This window comes from Bradyrhizobium sp. BR 1432 (genome assembly GCF_051547705.1).
GTDB classification, from domain to species: Bacteria; Pseudomonadota; Alphaproteobacteria; order Rhizobiales; family Xanthobacteraceae; genus Bradyrhizobium; species Bradyrhizobium zhanjiangense.
This window is the reverse complement of record NZ_JBPUGF010000003.1, coordinates 4,346,988-4,364,101: the sequence shown is the minus strand read 5'-3', so window position 1 is coordinate 4,364,101 and position 17,114 is coordinate 4,346,988. Positions and strand designations below refer to the sequence as shown.

Below are 17,114 nucleotides of genomic sequence, written 5' to 3'. Positions count from 1 at the left end.
TCCTCGTTCGGGGCCGGAATCGGCCGATGGTCAGGTCTTTCGAAGGTGAATTGACGGATTTCGGGGGCTGTCTAGAGCATTTTAGGGCCCCTGGGAAACCCGTTTCTGCATGGAAATCTGCGGCATCATGCATCCATGAAGACGGGGTAGAGGGAAGCGAGCAGCCAGCACCGCCATCAGGATATTGAAGGCGCGGACCAGCCGCTCTGAGGTCAGGACCGGCCGCAATGCGGAGCCGAACAGAGCCCAGACCACGGTCGAAACCGCGCCGACGAGCAGGCTGATCACGGTCTGGATTGCGATGTTGAGCGGGAATTGGGCGATCGCCGCGTAGGCGGTAATGGTGCCGATCACAATCACCCAGCCTTTGGCGTTGATCCATTGGAACATCGCCGCGCCCCAGAAGGTCATCGGGCCGCGGCCGCCCCCCTTGTCCGGCTTGGTCGGGCCGGACATGGCGATCGCGGCGGCGAGATAGATCAGGTAGGCCGCACCGGCATATTTCAGGATGGTCTGGAGGATCGGATAGGCCAGAAACACGGTGCCGAGCCCGAGGCCGACCGCGGCCACCATGAAGGCAAAGCCGATGACGATCCCGACGATGTGGGGGATGGTGCGCCGGAAGCCGTAGGTCAGGCCCGAGGACAGCAGCATGATGTTGTTCGGCCCGGGCGTGAAGTACATCACGACCATGAAGATGAGAAAGGCATAGAACAGTGATTGGGACATGCTCACCTCACGCGACTTTGGGCAGCGGCTCTTCAGGCAACGCCTTGGGCCGCTTCGCCAGCACCATCACCGCGATACCGCCGATCACGGTCAGCATGCCGGCGAGCCTTAGGGGTCCGAACCGCTCGCCGAACACGACGCTGGAGGCCGCCGATCCCACGAACGGCACCAGCAGCGCGAACGGCACCACTTGGGCGGCTGGATAGTCGCGCAGTAGCCGACCCCACAGCCAATAGGCGATGCTTGTCGAGACGCCGCCAAGCGCCAGCATGCAGAGCGCCGACGTCAGCGAGATGTGGGTCAGCGATGTCCAGGTCGACGCCGGGCGGTTGGCGATAAGCGCCAGCGCGAACAGCGGTATCGCCGAGGCGAGACATAACCACGCGAACAGGTCGAACATGGGCACGCCGCGGGCGCCACGCAGCAAGAGATTGCCGACGGCAAAGCTGACTGGCGAGATCATCAGCACCGCAAACGCAGCAGCGCTGAAATCATAGCCGACAGTGCCGCAGATCATCAGAAGACCGATCGCAGCAATGCCGGTGCCGAGTGCCTGCATCGGCGTCGGCCGCTCGCCGAATGCGAGCGCGGCAAAGCCGATGGTGAAGAGCGCCTGGCTCTGCACGACGACACTGGTCAGCCCCACCGGCACGCCATGGGCGATACCATAGGCCTGGGACAGGAACTGGCCGAGAAACAGCGTGAAGCTGATCGCGATCAGGAGCGACCAGGCAATCTTCGGCTTGCGAATGAACAGGCATGGGACCGCAGCGATGGTGAAGCGTAGCGCCGTCATCAACTCCGGTGACAGTTCGTCGAGCGTGATCCGGCTCGCCACGAAGGCAAGCCCCCAGATGATCGCCACCAGGATGGCGATGAGGATGTCAGCCGGCTTCATTGTTGTTCCCGGTTCTGCACTATCGTGCAGCCCTGTTGCTTTTTCTGTCTAGCCTTGCTCGCCGGCTTTCGGTTTCCTCAGCAGATAAGTGCCGTGCATGGGGGCGTGATAATCGGCCGAGATCAGCGTGAAGCCGACGTCGGTCAGCATCCGCTCCATCACCCAGCCGAAGGTGGAATATTCGTCGCGCATGTGCGTGACCACGCCTTCGCGCGAAAAGTCGTGGTTCTTGATCTGGAAGTCCGCCCATTGCTCGACATCGCGCTCGATCGCATCCGGCATCGAAGCGTAGACGATGTCGCGCAGGTAGAAGCTCGCGCCCGGCTTCAGCGCGCGATAGATCCGCGATATCGCCACTGCCTTCCAGAAGTCCGGCAGATGATGCAGCGTGAACTCGCTGACGATCAAATCGTAGGATTCCGGCCGGTAGGAGAAGCTCAGCAGGCCGGCCGACTGGGTGCGGACCGGCGCCTTGCGGTCACGTGCATAGATTTCGGCGAGCGCCAGCATCGCGGGCGAGATATCGATGGCATCGACCTCTGCACCTATCAGCGCCCCTTCGGTCGCGAGCACGCCGTTGCCGCAGCCGATGTCGGCGATGCGCCAGCCGCGCTGGACCCCGAGCATTTTCAGCGCGGCGCGCGCCCGCAGATCGGCATCGTCATGGTTGTCATAGATCGACGCCACCGCGGGCTCGATCCCCATCCGGTTCCGCTCGTTATAGTACCAGTCGCGCGCCAGCATGGTTCACATCCCTTCAGGCCCGCGACCAATCGCGGCAACGCCGGTGCGCGACACCTCGACGAGGCCGAGCGGACGCATAAGGTCGATATATTGGTTGATCTTTTCAGTGTTGCCTGTGATCTCGAACACAAAGCTCTCGGTGGTTGCATCGATCACACGGGCGCGGAACGCATCCGCCAGCCTGAGCGCCTCGACGCGGTGCTCGCCCTGCCCGCGCACCTTCACCATGGCAAGCTCGCGCTCGATCGAGCGCTTGGTCTGGGTCATGTCGACGACGCGGTAGACCGGGATCATGCGATCGAGCTGGTGCTTGATCTGCTCGATCACCATCGGCGTGCCGGTGGTGACGATGGTGATGCGCGACAGATGCTTCTGGGCCTCGGTCTCCGAGACCGTGAGACTTTCGATGTTGTAGCCGCGGCCCGAGAACAGGCCGATGACGCGCGCGAGCACGCCCGGCTCGTTCTGCACGAGCACCGCGAGCGTGTGCGTCTCGTTGGGATCGTGGCGGTCCTCGATGAAGTAGGCAGATGCCGGCTGGTTCATTGTCGTCCCCTCAAATGTCTCTCGTCACGCCCTGCGAAGGCGGGCATTCAGCGTTCACCGGCCGGGATTTTTCACGCAGGCCGCGGCGTACTGGATCGCCCGGTCGAGCCGGGCGATGACAGCGGAGCTTGTGATCATCGCGCTCACACCAGCGCCTTGCCGGCGGCGAATGCCTTCGCGGTAGCCTCGTCGTTGGCCTGCTCAGGCAACAGCATCTCGTTATGCGCCTTGCCGGAGGGGATCATCGGGAAGCAGTTTTCCAGCGCGGCGACGCGGCAGTCGAACAGCACCGGGCGCTTGACCGCGATCATCTCCTTGATGGCACCCTCGAGATCGGCGGGCTTGTGCACCTGGAGGCCGACGCCGCCATAGGCTTCGGCGAGCTTGACGAAATCCGGCAGCGCCTCCGAATAGGAATGCGACAGGCGGTTGCCATGCAGCAGCTGCTGCCACTGCCGCACCATGCCCATATACTGGTTGTTCAGGATGAAGATCTTGATCGGCAGCTCGTACTGCACTGCCGTCGACATCTCCTGCATCGTCATCTGCACCGAGGCATCACCCGCGATGTCGATGACGAGGCTGTCGGGATGGGCCACCTGCACACCGATCGCCGCCGGCAGGCCGTAGCCCATGGTGCCGAGACCGCCCGACGTCATCCAGCGATGCGGCTCCTCGAAGCCGTAGAACTGCGCCGCCCACATCTGATGCTGGCCGACCTCGGTCGTGATGTAGGTATCCTTGCCACGCGTCAGCTCGAACAGGCTCTGGATCGCGTGCTGCGGCAGGATGACGTCGTTGCTCTTCTTGTAGTAGAGCGAGTTGCGGGCACGCCACTGCGCGATCTGCTGCCACCACGACTTGATGTCGGGCTTCCTCGCCTCCGCCTTGAACACCTGGAGGATGTCGCCGAGGATGTTGCCGCAATCGCCGATGATCGGCACGTCGACGCGGATGTTCTTGTTGATCGAGGACGGGTCGATATCGATGTGGATCTTCTTCGAGCCTGGCGAGAACGCGTCGACGCGGCCGGTGATGCGGTCGTCGAAGCGCGCGCCGACGCACAGCATGACGTCGCAATCATGCATGGTCATGTTGGCTTCGTAAGTGCCGTGCATGCCGAGCATGCCGAGCCAGTTCTTGCCCGAAGCCGGATATGCACCCAAGCCCATCAGCGTGGAGGTGATCGGGAAGCCGGTGACCTCGACCAGCTCGCGCAAGAGCTTGGTCGCCTCGGGGCCGGAATTGATGACGCCGCCGCCGCTGTAGATCACCGGGCGCTTGGCGTTCGCGAGCAGCGCCACCGCCTTGCGGATCTGCGTCGCATCGCCCTTCACGCGCGGCGCATAGGAACGATGCACGTCGGACTTGCGCGGCGGATGATAGGTGCCGGTCGCGAACTGCACGTCCTTGGGAACGTCGACCAGCACCGGGCCCGGCCGGCCGGAGGTCGCGACGTAGAACGCCTCGTGCAGCACCTTGGCGAGATCGTTGACGTCGCGCACCAGCCAATTGTGCTTGGTGCAGGGGCGCGTGATGCCGACGGTGTCGCATTCCTGGAAGGCATCGTTGCCGATCAGATGCGTCGGCACCTGGCCGGAGATGCAGACCAGCGGGATCGAGTCCATCAATGCGTCGGTCAGCGGCGTCACCATGTTGGTGGCGCCGGGGCCGGAAGTCACCAGGGCGACGCCCGGCTTACCGGTCGAGCGCGCATAACCCTCGGCGGCGTGGCCCGCGCCCTGCTCATGGCGGACCAGGATGTGCTGGACCTCGCTCTGCTGGAAGATCTCGTCATAGATCGGAAGCACCGCGCCGCCGGGATAGCCGAAAATGTCGGTCACGCCGTGATCGATGAGCGCGCGGACGATCATCGCGGCGCCGGTCATCTGGTTCGGATCGTGGCTCTTGTCGCTCATTGGCTTGCTCCGGATGCGCTGTTGTCAGCGGCTTCGTTCGTGTCGGGTTCGGGAAATAAAAAAGGCCCCGAAGAGGGCCCACGCACACCGCCTGTCTTGTGGATGGCAGCTCGCCACCCCCGGCGGTGTGCCTGGGTACGACGGCGATAAGGAGTTTGGTAATAATGTTACGCATGGCAGGCGCCCGGCTTCCCAAAGGTTGCGCGAAACATAGCGGCCAAAGCCTGGATGTCAAGGCAATGCGGCCGTTCCCGCGCGATTTTGGCAGTGTAGCGGGGTTCCCGGGGTTCGGCGAGAGGTAAATTCGGGAACCGGGCACAAAAGCACGTCAGTCGGCGTCCGCAGTCGCCGCCGCGAGCCATCCCCTCGCCTCCTCCGGCTTGACCCATTCGAACTCGGGCAATTGGTGCCGGAACCAGGTGAACTGGCGCTTGGCGTAATGGCGGGTGTCGGCACGGCCGATTGTGGCTGCTTCGTCCAGGCTGAGCTCGCCGCGCAGATGCCGGATCAGCGCCGGCACGCCATGGGCCTTCATGGCCGGCAGCAGCGGATCGAGGTGTCTGGCGGCGAGCCGCTCGACCTCCCTCAGCGCGCCGGCGCCTAGCATGGCATCGAAGCGGGCATCGATGCGGGCATAGAGCTCGTCGCGCTCGGGGGCGAGAAACACCGCGCGAAAACTATCCTTCGGCAGCAACGGCGGCTGGCCCTCGCCGTGCCAGTCGAGCAGCGAACGGCCGGTCGCCTCGACCACTTCGAGCGCGCGCGCGATCCGGGTGCGGTCGCGCAGATTCGATCGTTCGGCCGCGCGCGGATCGCGGTGTGCGAGTTCCGCGTGCAGCGCCTCGACGCCGTTCCGTTCCAGCCGCGCGCGCACGTCCTCGCGCACCTCAGCGGGAATTGGCGGCACCACGGAAAGGCCCGCCGTCAGTGCCTTGAAATAGAGCCCGGTGCCGCCGATGAAGATCGGCAGGCGGCCATCGGCCGTCGCCGCTTCCAGCACCTTCGCCGCGTCGCTCACCCAGGCACCAGCCGAGAAATTCACGGCCGCATCGACGTGGCCGTAGAGACGATGCGGCACGAGCGCCTCATCCGCCCCTGTCGGCCGTGCCGTGATGATGCGCAGGTCGCGGTAGACCTGCATGGAATCGGCGTTGATGACGACACCGCCGGTGGCGAGCGCAAGCTCGAGCGCCAGCGCCGACTTGCCGCTGGCGGTCGGGCCTGCGATAAGCACGGCCTTGCCAACATGCCCTCCGCTGACTTGCCCCTCGCTCACGAAAACCTCAAATGTCTCTCGTCGCCACGCTGATCTGCAATCCCGACAATCCTGCGCTCGACTCTACCATCGTCGACGGCGCCCGCGCCGTGCTGCCAAAGGCAGCTCCCGCGCACTGGCTGTTCGACGGGGTTGCGGTCGACATTCCCTTCGGCGCCGACAGTAACCTCGAAGGCGACCGCCACGCCATCGAGCAGCGGCTCCGCGAGCTTCGCGGCGACCTGCCCATCGACATCGTCGTGCAGCCAGTCGGCTTCCGGCGCAAGAAGCTTTTCTCGCCGACATGGATTCCACCATGATCGGCCAGGAATGCATCGACGAGCTCGCCGACTTCGTCGGGGTGAAGGCGCATGTGGCCGCCATCACCGAACGCGCGATGCGCGGCGAGATCGAGTTCGAGCCGGCGCTGCGCGAGCGCGTTGCGCTGCTCAAGGATCTGCCCGCCAGCGCGGTCGACGAGGTGCTGGCCAAGCGCATCACGCTGACCCCAGGCGGCCGTGAGCTGGTCGCGACCATGCGCGCGCACGGCGCCTACACCTGCCTCGTCTCGGGCGGGTTCACGCTGTTCACGACCGCGGTCGCCGCCAAGCTCGGCTTCCAGGAAAACCGCGCCAACGAGCTCGTGGTGCGCGACGGCAAGTTCACCGGCGAGGTGAAGCAACCGATCTTGGGCCGCGCCGCGAAACTCGCGACGCTGGTGGATCTGATGGAATCGTTCGATCTCGACGACCTCGAGTCGGTCGTGGTCGGCGACGGCGCCAATGACCTCGGGATGATCCAGGCGGCCGGGCTGGGCGTGGCGTATCATGCCAAGCCGGCGGTGGCTGGCTGCTGCGGCGGCGCGGATCGATCACGGCGATCTCACCGCGCTGCTCTATGCGCAGGGATATCGGCGCGAGGAGTTCGTGGAGGCTTAGAGCCTCCTCTCAGCTGTCATCACCCGCGAAAACGGGTGATCCAGTATTCCAGAGACCATGCGAGGATACGGAGAGGCCGCGGCGTACGGGATGCCCCGCCTTCGCGGGGCATGACAGTGAGCGTGGGACTAAGCATCTCCTACTGCACGCTCAGCGCCACGAAGCGCAGCTCGCCGTCGGCATTGGAGACGAGCAGCAGCACTGACTTCTTGCCGTCCTTCTTGAGCTGGTCGACCCGCTTCTGGATCTCGGCGCCGCTCGACACCGCCTCCTGCGCCACCTCGACGATGACGTCACCGGCGGACAGCCGCTTCTCGGCGGCGTCGGAATTGGCGTCGACACTGGTGACGACCACGCCCTTGACGGTGTCCTTGATCTTGTAGCGCGTGCGCAGATCCTTGCTCAGCGTCGCCAGATCGAGACCGAGCGCCTTCTGCGTTACCGGCTTCTCGGGCGCGGGTTCGTCGGTCTTCACCGCGGCCTGAACCTTCTCGGGATCCTGGAGGCGGCCGAGCGTGACCTTCTTGGTCTGCTCCTGACCCTTGCGGATGATGATCACGTCGACCTCCTTGCCGACCGCCGTGTCGGCGACGACGCGGGACAGGTCCTTCGGGTCCTTGACGTCCTTGCCGTCGAACTTGACGACGACGTCGCCGGGCTCGATGCCGGCGGGCTTGGCCGGGCCCTTGTCGTCGACGCCGGCGATCAGCGCGCCACGCGCGGGCTTGATGCTGAGGCTCTCGGCGATCTCGTCGGTGACGCTCTGGATGCGCACCCCTAACCAGCCGCGGCGCAGCTCGCCGAACTGCCGGAGCTGGTCGACGACGCCCACGACGGTCTTCGACGGCACGGCGAAGCCGATGCCGATGGAGCCGCCGGAGGGCGAGATGATCAGCGTGTTGACGCCGATGACGTCACCGTCGAGGTTGAACAGCGGGCCGCCGGAATTGCCGCGGTTGATGGAGGCGTCGGTCTGGATGTAGCTGTCATATGGCCCTGAGGAGATGTCGCGGTTCTTGGCCGAGACGATACCGGCCGTCACCGTGCCACCGAGACTGAAGGGGTTGCCGATCGCGACCACCCAGTCGCCGAGGCGCAGCTTGTCGGAGTCGCCGAACTTCACCGCGACCAACGGCTTCGGCGGCTTGATCTTGAGCACGGCGAGGTCGGTCTTCTTGTCGACGCCGACCAGTTCGGCCTTGATCTTGGTTCCATCGTTGAGAATGACGTGGATCTCGTCGGCATCGGCAATGACGTGGTTGTTGGTGACGACCACGCCTGATGTGTCGATGATGAAACCGGAGCCGAGCGAATTGGTCTTGCGCGGCGGGTTGTTGTCACCGCCTTTGCTGCCACCGCCGGGACCCCTGCGGTTCTTGAAGAAGTCGTCGAAGAACTCCTCGAATGGCGAGCCGGGCGGCAGTTGCGGCATGGTGTTGCTGCCGCCGCCCTTGGCATCGACGGTCTGCGACGTGGAGATGTTGACGACCGCGTCGATCACCTTCTCGGCGACGTCGGCGATGCCGTCCGGTCCACGCGCATGAGCCGGCGTGCCGAATGCGCCGAAGGCACCGATGGCGAGCGCGGCCAGCCCAGTTCGCACCCAATGGCGCAAGCGGGACGGGGCAATGGTGGCAGCGGTCATTGTGATCTCCAGAGAATAGGGGGTTCGGCGCCAGACTGCGCTCGAACGGGGGGACGGCGCAAGCGCAGAGCTTAACGGGTCTCAACACCCCGATAATACGGCGAAAACCAGTCGTTCGCCTTCACTTTGACGTTGGCATGACGCCTAAACCGGGCGCCGCATTACCCAGATCAGGATCAGGCCGGCCACGGCCGAACCGATCCCGACCGCCCGCAGGATGTTGTCCGGCGTGGCGATGGCGCTCTTCATGGCCTTGCGCATCCAGTTGGGACTTGCCGCGAACATCAAGCCTTCGAGCACGAACAGGATGCCTAGGCCGATGAGGAAGTCGGCGAACGCAATGGACCTCATCGGAATGGAACCTCCCGTTATGCTGTTCTTGTCTGGACAAAGGGCGGCCAGACCGGCCGCCCTTGTCTAGCTTACGGCTTTGCCGGCGTCTCGGTCGCCGTCTTGCCGGACGGGCTACCGAAGTACCGGAAGAAATCCGAGTCCGGCCGCAACAGGAAGCGGGTGTCGTTCGAACGCAACCCGTTCTCATAGGCCGTCATCGACCGGTAGAAGGCGAAGAAGTCGGCGTCCTTGCTGTAGGCTTCCGCAAACAGGCGGTTGCGCTCTGCATCGCCCGCACCGCGGGTCTGCTCAGCCTGCGAATTGGCTTCTGCGACGATGACGGTCGCCTCGCGGTCTGCCTTGGACTTGATCTCCTGAGCCTTCTGGCCACCCTGTGCACGGAACTCGGCGGCCTCGCGCTCACGCTCGGTTTTCATGCGCTGGTAGACCGCCTGGCTGTTCTGCTCGGGCAGGTCGGCGCGGCGGATCCGGACATCGACGACCTGAATGCCGTAGCCATCGGCCTCGCGGTCGAGCTGATCGCGGATACGCAGCATCAGCTTTTCGCGGTCGTCGCGCACCACGTTGATGAAGCTAACCTCGCCGAGCACGCGGCGCAGCGCCGCGTTCAGGAGCGTGGTCAGCTGAATGTTGGCAGCCTGGATCGAGCCGACACTCTGATAGAAGCGCAGCGCGTCCTTGATGCGGTAGCGCGCGAAGGCATCGACCACCAGCCGCTTCTGGTCGGAGGCGATCGCTTCCTGCGACGGGTTCTCCAGGTCGAGGATCCGCTTGTCGATGTTGATCACCGAATTCCACGGCGCCTTGAAATGCAGGCCGGGCACGGTGACGACGTCGACAGGCTTGCCGAACTGGAGCACGATGGTCTGCTCGGTCTGCTGCACCGTGAACAGCGACATGTAGGCCACGATCAGGATCAGAAGCAGCCCGAGCAGCGAGACGAAACCTGTAACCGGAGACCTCATCGGCTGCCTCCGCTCGACTGCGGACCGGTCATAGGTGCCCGCTTGGGCGCCAGTTCGGGAAGCGGCAGATAGGGCACGACGCCTTGGCCCGAGGGGCCACCGTCATAGACGAGCTTATCGGCGCCGCCGAGCACGCGCTCCATCGTCTCCAGATAAATCCGTTCTCGCGTCACGTCGGGCGCCTTCTTGTATTCGTCGTACACTTTCAGGAAGCGCGCGCTCTGGCCCTTGGCCTCGGCGACCGCCTGCTCCTTGTAGCCTTCGGCGTCCTGGAGGATCTTGGCCGCCCGTCCGCGCGCCTGCGGGACCACCTGGTTGGCGTAGGTCTGCGCCTCGTTTTGCAGCTGCTCGAGATTGGCGCGCGCAGCCTGCACGTCGCGGAAGGCGTCGATCACCTGCGCCGGCGGATCGACCTTCTGCATCTGGACCTGGGTGATGAGAATGCCCGCGCCATAGCTGTCGAGGGTCTTCTGGATCAGCTCCTGCACGCCCTGTTCGGTGACATTGCGCGCGCCGGTCAGGATCGGCTGGATCTGCGAGCGGCCAATCACCTCGCGCATCGCGCTCTCGGCGACTGCCTTCACGGTGCCTTCGGGATTCTGGATGTTGAAGAGGAAGTCGCCGACGCCATCCGGCTTGATGCGCCAGAGCACGGTGAAGTCGACGTCAACGATGTTTTCGTCGCCGGTCAGCATCAGGCTCTCTTCCGGGACGTCACGTATGGAGCGGCCGCGCCGCGCCGGATCGTCGATCAGCGTCATGCCGATGGAGATAGTGTTGACGCGTAGCGCCTTGGGCAGCAGTACTGTCTCGATCGGATAGGGCAGATGGTAATTCAGGCCCGGCTGCACCGTGCGGACGTGCTTGCCGAAGCGGAGCACGACGCCGAGCTCTTCGGACTGCACGCGGAAAAAGCCCGATAGCAGCCAGAACGCGACGATGAGCAGGATGATCAGCGTGATGCCGAGGCCGGAGAAATAGCCGCCGGGCATGATCTGCTGGAGGCGGTCCTGGCCGCGTCGCAGAAGGTCTTCCAGATCCGGCGGCCTCGGCCCGACCGGTTGCGGGCCTGAGCCCCATGGTCCCTTTGGACCCGAGCCCCACGGGCCACCGCCCTGATTCTTCCACGGCATACGACGCTCTCCTCGGCAGGGTGGAAATGACCCCCGCCCGCTTGTCCGGTCCGGCTTTATAGGGGACAGGCAGGTCCCTTACAACGCAGCCCTGACTGTCTTCCGAGCTATGCTCGGGCACGAAAAAGTCAATGTAAACATTGGCGAATGCGGTTAATGGCCCGCCCGCCGACGATATGTCACATAGGAGAAGTCGGCGCTGTCGTCGGGGCCGGCAGGATGACGGATGCGTGCCACCTCATCCCACTCCGCCTTGTCGATGTCGAAATGCGTGTCGCCTTCAGGCCGCGCATGCACTTCAGTGATTTCGAGCCGATCGGCGCGATCGAGCAACTGCCGATAGATCTCGGCGCCGCCGATCACCGCGATCTCGGCGACCGAACGCCGCAGGGCGTCGCCCCGCGCAACCTCGTTTGCATCCGCCGCCGATGTCGTGACGATGGCCCCGATAGCGCGATAACCCGCATCGCGCGTGATCACGATGTTGGTGCGGCCCGGCAGCGGACGGCGCAGGGATTCGAAGGTCTTGCGACCCATGATCACAGGCTTGCCGATCGTGAGCGCCTTGAAGCGCGCCATGTCGGATTTCAAGCGCCACGGGATCGCGTTGCCTGCGCCGATGATTCCGTTCTCGGCGATTGCGACAACGAAGACGATCTCCATCAGGACGCGCTCCCGGCAAGCCGTGTCAGCGCCGGCCCGGTGACGCGACACAGCGTCCAGTCGTCCATCATGACGGCACCGAGCGATTTGTAGAACGCGATCGACGGCGCGTTCCAGTCGAGCACCGCCCATTGCAGGCGCGACCAGCCGTTATCGACGCATTCCTTCGCGAGATAGACCAGCAGCGCCTTGCCGAGGCCCCTGCCCCGATGCGACGGTCGCACATAGAGGTCTTCGAGATAGATGCCGTGCCGGCCGCTGAAAGTGGAGAAGTTCGCAAACCACACCGCAAAACCGACCGACTCGCCGTTCCACTCGGCGATCGCGCAATAGAGTTGCGGCCTGTCGCCGAACAGCGCGTCCGCGATGTCAGCCTCGGTCGCCTCGACCTCGTGCGAAAGCTTCTCGTATTCGGCGAGCTCGCGGATGAAGGAAAGAACGAGCCCGGCTTCTCCCGGTCGCACGCGGCGGATGTTGAGCGACATAGGACGCTAGACCGCAACTTCCGCCTTGATGTGCGGATGCGGATCATAGCCGACGAGCTCGAAATCCTCGAAGCGGAAGGAGAAGATGTCCTTCACCTCGGGATTGATCCGCACCACCGGCAGCGCGCGCGGCGCGCGGGTGAGCTGGAGCTTGGCTTGCTCCAGATGGTTGGAATAGAGATGGGTATCGCCGAACGAATGCACGAAGTCGCCCGGCTTCAGCCCAGTGACTTGCGCGACCATCATGGTCAGCAGTGAATAGGAGGCGATATTGAAGGGCACGCCGAGGAACACGTCGGCCGAGCGCTGATAGAGCTGGCACGACAGCCTGCCATTGGCGACGTAGAACTGGAACAGGCAGTGGCACGGCGGCAGCGCCATCTTGTCGACCTCGGCCGGATTCCAGGCCGAGACGATCAGGCGGCGCGAGTCCGGATTGCGCTTGATCATGTCGACGACGTTCGCGATCTGGTCGATGCTGCGGCCATCAGGCGCGGGCCAGGAGCGCCACTGATGGCCGTAGACCGGGCCGAGATCGCCATTGGCATCGGCCCATTCGTCCCAGATGGTGACGCCGTTGTCGCGCAGATATTTGATATTGGTGTCGCCCTTCAGGAACCAGAGCAGCTCATGCACGATCGCCTTCAGCGGCAGCCGCTTGGTGGTCAGCATCGGAAAGCCGGCGGACAGATTGAAGCGCATCTGGTGGCCGAACACCGACAGCGTGCCGGTGCCGGTCCGATCGGTCTTCTCGGCGCCGTCTGAAAGAATCCGCTCGAGCAGGTCCTGATACTGGTGCATGTGTCGTGAGCCTTTGGGGAGGCGGGAAACTTAACGGCCGCCTCTGCGCTGCGACAGCGGCGATTCGCTGCCGCGTCGATTATACCCGGAAAAGTGAGCGTTCCCGGCGCAAACGACAAGGTGCGGAACTCGGCATTCCGCCCCTCACCTATCAGCTTGATACTGCTGGCTAAGTTGCCGGCTTGAGCACCGGGCTCCACTTCGCGATCTCGTTCTTGACGAGGGCCGCCAGCGCCTCCGGCGTACGGTCCTTAGGGCCCGGAATGACGCTGCCGAGCTCGAGCAGGCGCTTGCGCACGGTCTCGTCGTCGAGCGCCTTGATGGCGGCGGCGTTCAGGCTCGCCACGACCGCCGGCGAGGTTCCCTTCGGTGCGAACATCGCATTCCAGGCCTGGGCCTGGAATGCCGGCAGGCCGGCTTCCGCCGTCGTCGGCACGTTCGGCAGCGACGGATTGCGCTCCGCTGTTGCGATCGCATAGGCCTTGATGGTGCCGGCATTGATCTGCGGGACGGCGTTGACGATCTGGTCGCACATGTAGTCGACCTGTCCCGCCACCAGCGCGTTCATCGCGGGACCCGTGCCATTGAAGGGCACACCGACCGGTTTGATGTCGAGGATGGAGTGCAGAAGCTCGCATGAGGCGTGCGAGACCGAGCCGACGCCGGCATGCGCGGCATTCACCTTCTCCACATTCGCCTTCACATAGGTGACGAACTCCTTGAGGTCCTTCGGCGGAAAATCCTTGCGCGCCAGGATCAGGATCGGCGTGCCCGCGAGCAGCGCGACCGGCTCGAAGTCCTTCTCGGGATGATAGGCGAGTTTCGGATAGAGCGGCACGGAGGCGGCATGCGTGCCCATATGTCCGGTGATGAGCGTATAGCCGTCATTGGCCGCACGCGCGGCGCGCGTTGTGGCGGTGGTGCCGCCGGCGCCGACCACGTTCTCGATGATGATGCTCTGCCCCAGCGTCTGCGCCATGTGCGCGGTGACGATGCGGGCGACGACGTCGGTCGGTCCGCCGGCCGCAAACGGCACGATCATGGTGATGCTGCGCGTCGGAAAGGTCTGCGCCTCAGCCGGTGCGGCAAGGACGCACAACGATGCAAACGCCGCGGCACATGCGCCCGCAAGCGCGCGAATGACAGTCATCTCGATCTCCCGGGAAACAAACAAAATGCCGGCCACAAGGCCGGCATTTTCATTTCACGAAGCCGTCACACAAGTCGATTCGACTTCCGAATGCGGCGCGCCGACGCAGGGCGCGGCGCCGACGCAGGGCGCAACGCCTCAGTTCTCGGACTCGGTGAACACCTCATCGCGCTTGGCGCGCAAGACCGGCAGCACCGTAAGGACAAGGAGTGTCGCCGCGACCGCGAGCAGCACTGCCGACAACGGACGCGTCAGGAACACGCTCCAGTCGCCGCGTGAGATCAGCAGCGCACGGCGCAGATTCTCTTCCATCAGCGGTCCCAGCACCATGCCGAGCAGCAGCGGCGCCGGCTCGAAATCGTGCTTGATCAGCCAGTAACCGACGAGGCCGAACACACCCGCGAGGATGACGTCGACCGGCGCGTTGTTCACCGAATAGATGCCGATCGCGCAGAAGATCACGATCGAGGGGAACATCAGCCGGTACGGCACGCGCAGCAGCCGGACCCAGATTCCGACCAGCGGCAGGTTGATGATGATCAGCATCAGATTGCCGATCCACATCGAGGCGATCATGCCCCAGACGAGATCCGGCTGCTTCTGCATCACCTGCGGACCCGGCACGATGCCGTGGATGGTCATCGCGCCCACCATCAGCGCCATCACCGCGTTCGGCGGGATGCCGAGGGTGAGCAGCGGGATGAAGGAGGTCTGCGCGGCGGCGTTGTTGGCACTCTCCGGCCCGGCCACGCCTTCGATCGCGCCGCGACCGAACCGCGACGGATTCTTGGCGAGCTTCTTCTCGAGCGTATAGGCCCCGAATGATGCGATGGTCGCACCGCCGCCGGGCAGGATGCCGAGGATCGAGCCGAGCACGGTGCCGCGCAGGATCGCGGGCGTCGAGTTCGACCAGATCCTTCCTGGTCGGCATCAGACCTGTAATCTTCTGCTGCACGAGATCGCGGCTCATCTCGGCGCCGGCGTCGAGATTGCGGATGATCTCGGCAAAGCCGAATACGCCCATCGCCACCGTCGCAAAGCCGAGGCCGTCGGCGAGTTCCGGAATGTTGAAGGCCATGCGCGAGGCGCCGGTCTCGATGTCCGAGCCGACCATCGAGAGCAACAGACCGAATACGATCATTGCGATCGCCTTCAGCACCGAGCCCTTGGCCAGCACCACCGCGAAGATCAGGCCGAGTACCATCAGCGAGAAATATTCGGCCGGGCCGAACGCCAGCGCGAGTTTCGTGAGCGGCGCGCCGAGGACGGCAATCAAGACGGTCGCGACGCAGCCGGCGAAGAACGAGCCGATCGCGGCGATCGCCAGCGCCGGGCCGGCGCGGCCTTGCCTCGCCATCTGGTGGCCGTCGATGGCGGTGACGACCGATGTCGCCTCACCGGGTATGTTGACCAGGATCGACGTGGTCGAGCCGCCGTACTGGGCGCCGTAATAGATGCCGGCGAGCATGATCAGCGCGCCGACTGGCGGCAATCCAAAGGTGATCGGCAGCAGCATCGCGACCGTTGCGATGGTGCCGATGCCCGGGAGCACGCCGACCAGCGTCCCGACCAGGGCGCCGATCAGGCACATCAGGAGGTTGATCGGAGAGAACGCGACGGCGAAGCCGTGAGCGAGGTTGGCAAAGATATCCATCACGCCCTCACTGAATCAGGAAACGCGGAAACATCGGCATCGGTAGCCCGAGCACGTATGGAAACAGGATCGCGCAACCAACTGTCAGGCAGGCGCCGACGATCGCCGCTTCAAGCCAGCGCGTCTCGTTCGATCCGGTCGCCGCGATCATGAAGCTTAGGAAGGCCGTGACCACGAGGCCGAGGGGCCGGATCGCCAGCGCAAAGAAGAGGATCGCCGCCACCACAAACAGCGGTCCCCGCCAGGAGTAATGGGAAAGCGGGGCTCCCTCCGTCAGGAGGCCCGTCAGGGCGATGCCGGCGGACAAGGCGACCAGCAGGCCGCCGAACATGCGCGGCGCGGTCCCCGCGCCGAAGGAGAAGCCCCGCATGCCCTGCAAATCACTCGACGCCCACAGCGCGAACAGGGCGACCGCCATCAGGACGATGCCGCCGACATAGTCCTGCGCCGACCGGATCGTCATGAACAGCGTGAGGAGCGCCACCACAAACAGCGGATAGGAATAGATCAGTGCCAGCAGCACCTCGGACGACACCTTCTTGGCACCGCCACCGAGCGACCCGAAGATCGCGCTGGGCGCTCCGGCGAGCAGCGCCGTCGCGTGGCCGGTGACGACCGTCGCCGGGCCGCGGCCGGTGCCCCAGCCGAAGATCGTCCCGATCGACCAGATCAATTCGAAAATCTGCGGCGCAATCGCCAGCAGACAAAAACCGAGCGCCAGCTTTGTGTTTCGAGTGGCTGTCGCTGAGTGGCCCATCGTGTCGGCCATGCCTGTCTCCTCCGCGACCCGTAAGTCACGAGCACTGTTGTTCTAAATCGGCTGGAACTGGATACCCCGCCCGGATCACTGCCTAGCGATTTTCATCACACAATGCCAGCAAAACCCAACAAACCCCCAGCCTGCAGGAACCAGAGTGGATTATGCGCGAAACCGATGCGATCACCGTAACCATCACAGTCAGGAGCAGTGCAGCAATTGTGCCATCGGTCGCAGGGCACTCGCCGCCGTAGCCGATTAACGTCACGATAAGCACGTTCGGAGCGGGCGAGAGCTGCGCGATCGCATAGGCGTCAGTGAACGGCTTGTCGCTCATCCAGTGATGCAACTCGACCGCCATGCGGTGCATCTCGGGCACCGCCGCCGCGGCGCCGCGGCTCGGGTGCTGAATCCGGGGACATGTCAGGCGCTTGGAACGAGGGTCGCGGCACGGCCAAGACGGGCCGGAACCTATCCA

Annotated in this window: 14 protein-coding genes and 4 pseudogenes; 1 reads left to right on the top strand and 17 read right to left on the bottom strand. The window is 64.4% G+C overall.

Annotated elements, in window-relative coordinates; genetic code table 11:
• Positions 1-125: 125 nt before the first annotated feature.
• The 6 genes and pseudogenes from ACSKB8_RS20985 to miaA all read right to left on the bottom strand — a co-directional run bounded on the left by ACSKB8_RS20985 (position 126) and on the right by miaA (position 6,112).
• Positions 126-729 (bottom strand): annotated as a pseudogene (locus ACSKB8_RS20985) (LysE family translocator).
• 7 nt (positions 730-736) lie between these two features.
• Positions 737-1,627, bottom strand: coding sequence for an EamA family transporter (locus ACSKB8_RS20980; protein ID WP_438106093.1), 891 nt, complete (start codon positions 1,625-1,627; stop codon positions 737-739).
• A 48-nt stretch (positions 1,628-1,675) separates the two neighbouring features.
• Positions 1,676-2,371 carry a class I SAM-dependent methyltransferase gene (locus tag ACSKB8_RS20975; protein WP_370990882.1) on the bottom strand — a complete coding sequence of 232 codons (696 nt, stop codon included), beginning with the start codon at positions 2,369-2,371 and terminating at the stop codon, positions 1,676-1,678.
• 3 nt (positions 2,372-2,374) lie between these two features.
• Entirely contained in the window at positions 2,375-2,917 is a 543-nt protein-coding gene (gene ilvN, locus ACSKB8_RS20970; protein WP_091878999.1) for an acetolactate synthase small subunit, read from the bottom strand.
• A 143-nt stretch (positions 2,918-3,060) separates the two neighbouring features.
• Complete coding sequence (locus tag ACSKB8_RS20965) at positions 3,061-4,836, bottom strand: acetolactate synthase 3 large subunit (protein ID WP_438106090.1); 1,776 nt, start codon at positions 4,834-4,836, stop codon at positions 3,061-3,063.
• 328 nt (positions 4,837-5,164) lie between these two features.
• Positions 5,165-6,112 carry a tRNA (adenosine(37)-N6)-dimethylallyltransferase MiaA gene (gene miaA / locus ACSKB8_RS20960; protein WP_438106088.1) on the bottom strand — a complete coding sequence of 316 codons (948 nt, stop codon included), beginning with the start codon at positions 6,110-6,112 and terminating at the stop codon, positions 5,165-5,167.
• An 11-nt stretch (positions 6,113-6,123) separates the two neighbouring features.
• Between miaA and serB the strand changes: the two are divergent.
• Positions 6,124-7,029, top strand: a pseudogene (gene serB / locus ACSKB8_RS20955) (phosphoserine phosphatase SerB).
• A gap of 139 nt (positions 7,030-7,168) precedes the next feature.
• Here serB and ACSKB8_RS20950 read toward each other — a convergent pair.
• The 11 genes and pseudogenes from ACSKB8_RS20950 to ACSKB8_RS20900 all read right to left on the bottom strand — a co-directional run.
• A complete protein-coding gene (locus tag ACSKB8_RS20950; RefSeq protein WP_128935963.1) occupies positions 7,169-8,674 on the bottom strand; it encodes a Do family serine endopeptidase in 1,506 nt (501 codons plus the stop codon).
• A 144-nt stretch (positions 8,675-8,818) separates the two neighbouring features.
• Entirely contained in the window at positions 8,819-9,025 is a 207-nt protein-coding gene (locus ACSKB8_RS20945) for a DUF2065 domain-containing protein (RefSeq protein WP_027560516.1), read from the bottom strand.
• Between the two features lie 71 nt (positions 9,026-9,096).
• On the bottom strand, positions 9,097-9,993 hold the full coding sequence (gene hflC / locus ACSKB8_RS20940) for a protease modulator HflC (RefSeq protein WP_438106086.1): 897 nt from the start codon (positions 9,991-9,993) through the stop codon (positions 9,097-9,099).
• Positions 9,990-11,126 (bottom strand): FtsH protease activity modulator HflK, encoded by a 1,137-nt coding sequence (gene hflK / locus ACSKB8_RS20935; protein ID WP_438106085.1) that lies wholly within the window; start codon positions 11,124-11,126, stop codon positions 9,990-9,992. The genes hflC and hflK overlap by 4 nt, the downstream gene beginning before the upstream one ends.
• Before the next feature lie 153 nt (positions 11,127-11,279).
• Positions 11,280-11,789, bottom strand: coding sequence for a dihydrofolate reductase (locus tag ACSKB8_RS20930; protein WP_370990877.1), 510 nt, complete (start codon positions 11,787-11,789; stop codon positions 11,280-11,282).
• Positions 11,789-12,274, bottom strand: a complete 486-nt coding sequence (locus tag ACSKB8_RS20925; RefSeq protein WP_438106083.1) for an N-acetyltransferase family protein — start codon at positions 12,272-12,274, stop codon at positions 11,789-11,791. Before ACSKB8_RS20925 ends, ACSKB8_RS20930 begins: the two co-directional genes overlap by 1 nt.
• 6 nt (positions 12,275-12,280) lie before the next feature.
• Positions 12,281-13,075 (bottom strand): thymidylate synthase, encoded by a 795-nt coding sequence (locus ACSKB8_RS20920; protein ID WP_438106081.1) that lies wholly within the window; start codon positions 13,073-13,075, stop codon positions 12,281-12,283.
• A gap of 169 nt (positions 13,076-13,244) precedes the next feature.
• A complete protein-coding gene (locus ACSKB8_RS20915) occupies positions 13,245-14,225 on the bottom strand; it encodes a tripartite tricarboxylate transporter substrate binding protein BugD (RefSeq protein WP_438106079.1) in 981 nt (326 codons plus the stop codon).
• 138 nt (positions 14,226-14,363) lie between these two features.
• A pseudogene (locus ACSKB8_RS20910) lies at positions 14,364-15,879 on the bottom strand (tripartite tricarboxylate transporter permease).
• A 7-nt stretch (positions 15,880-15,886) separates the two neighbouring features.
• Positions 15,887-16,648: a tripartite tricarboxylate transporter TctB family protein gene (locus ACSKB8_RS20905; RefSeq protein ID WP_438106077.1), complete on the bottom strand. Its 762-nt coding sequence runs from the start codon at positions 16,646-16,648 to the stop codon at positions 15,887-15,889.
• Positions 16,649-16,743: 95 nt separating this feature from the next.
• Positions 16,744-17,030: pseudogene (locus tag ACSKB8_RS20900) on the bottom strand (chromate transporter); the annotation flags it as partial.
• Between the last annotated feature and the right edge of the window lie 84 nt (positions 17,031-17,114).

What these genes read in the sequence shown, in the direction of transcription:
- ACSKB8_RS20980 (WP_438106093.1), bottom strand. Translation starts at nt 1,627, where the DNA reads ATGAAGCCGGCTGACATCCTCATCGCCATCCTGGTGGCGATCATCTGG.
- ACSKB8_RS20975 (WP_370990882.1), bottom strand. Translation starts at nt 2,371, where the DNA reads ATGCTGGCGCGCGACTGGTACTATAACGAGCGGAACCGGATGGGGATC.
- ilvN (WP_091878999.1), bottom strand. Translation starts at nt 2,917, where the DNA reads ATGAACCAGCCGGCATCTGCCTACTTCATCGAGGACCGCCACGATCCC.
- ACSKB8_RS20965 (WP_438106090.1), bottom strand. Translation starts at nt 4,836, where the DNA reads ATGAGCGACAAGAGCCACGATCCGAACCAGATGACCGGCGCCGCGATG.
- ACSKB8_RS20950 (WP_128935963.1), bottom strand. Translation starts at nt 8,674, where the DNA reads ATGACCGCTGCCACCATTGCCCCGTCCCGCTTGCGCCATTGGGTGCGA.
- ACSKB8_RS20945 (WP_027560516.1), bottom strand. Translation starts at nt 9,025, where the DNA reads ATGAGGTCCATTGCGTTCGCCGACTTCCTCATCGGCCTAGGCATCCTG.
- hflC (WP_438106086.1), bottom strand. Translation starts at nt 9,993, where the DNA reads ATGAGGTCTCCGGTTACAGGTTTCGTCTCGCTGCTCGGGCTGCTTCTG.
- hflK (WP_438106085.1), bottom strand. Translation starts at nt 11,126, where the DNA reads ATGCCGTGGAAGAATCAGGGCGGTGGCCCGTGGGGCTCGGGTCCAAAG.
- ACSKB8_RS20930 (WP_370990877.1), bottom strand. Translation starts at nt 11,789, where the DNA reads ATGGAGATCGTCTTCGTTGTCGCAATCGCCGAGAACGGAATCATCGGC.
- ACSKB8_RS20925 (WP_438106083.1), bottom strand. Translation starts at nt 12,274, where the DNA reads ATGTCGCTCAACATCCGCCGCGTGCGACCGGGAGAAGCCGGGCTCGTT.
- ACSKB8_RS20920 (WP_438106081.1), bottom strand. Translation starts at nt 13,075, where the DNA reads ATGCACCAGTATCAGGACCTGCTCGAGCGGATTCTTTCAGACGGCGCC.
- ACSKB8_RS20915 (WP_438106079.1), bottom strand. Translation starts at nt 14,225, where the DNA reads ATGACTGTCATTCGCGCGCTTGCGGGCGCATGTGCCGCGGCGTTTGCA.
- ACSKB8_RS20905 (WP_438106077.1), bottom strand. Translation starts at nt 16,648, where the DNA reads ATGGCCGACACGATGGGCCACTCAGCGACAGCCACTCGAAACACAAAG.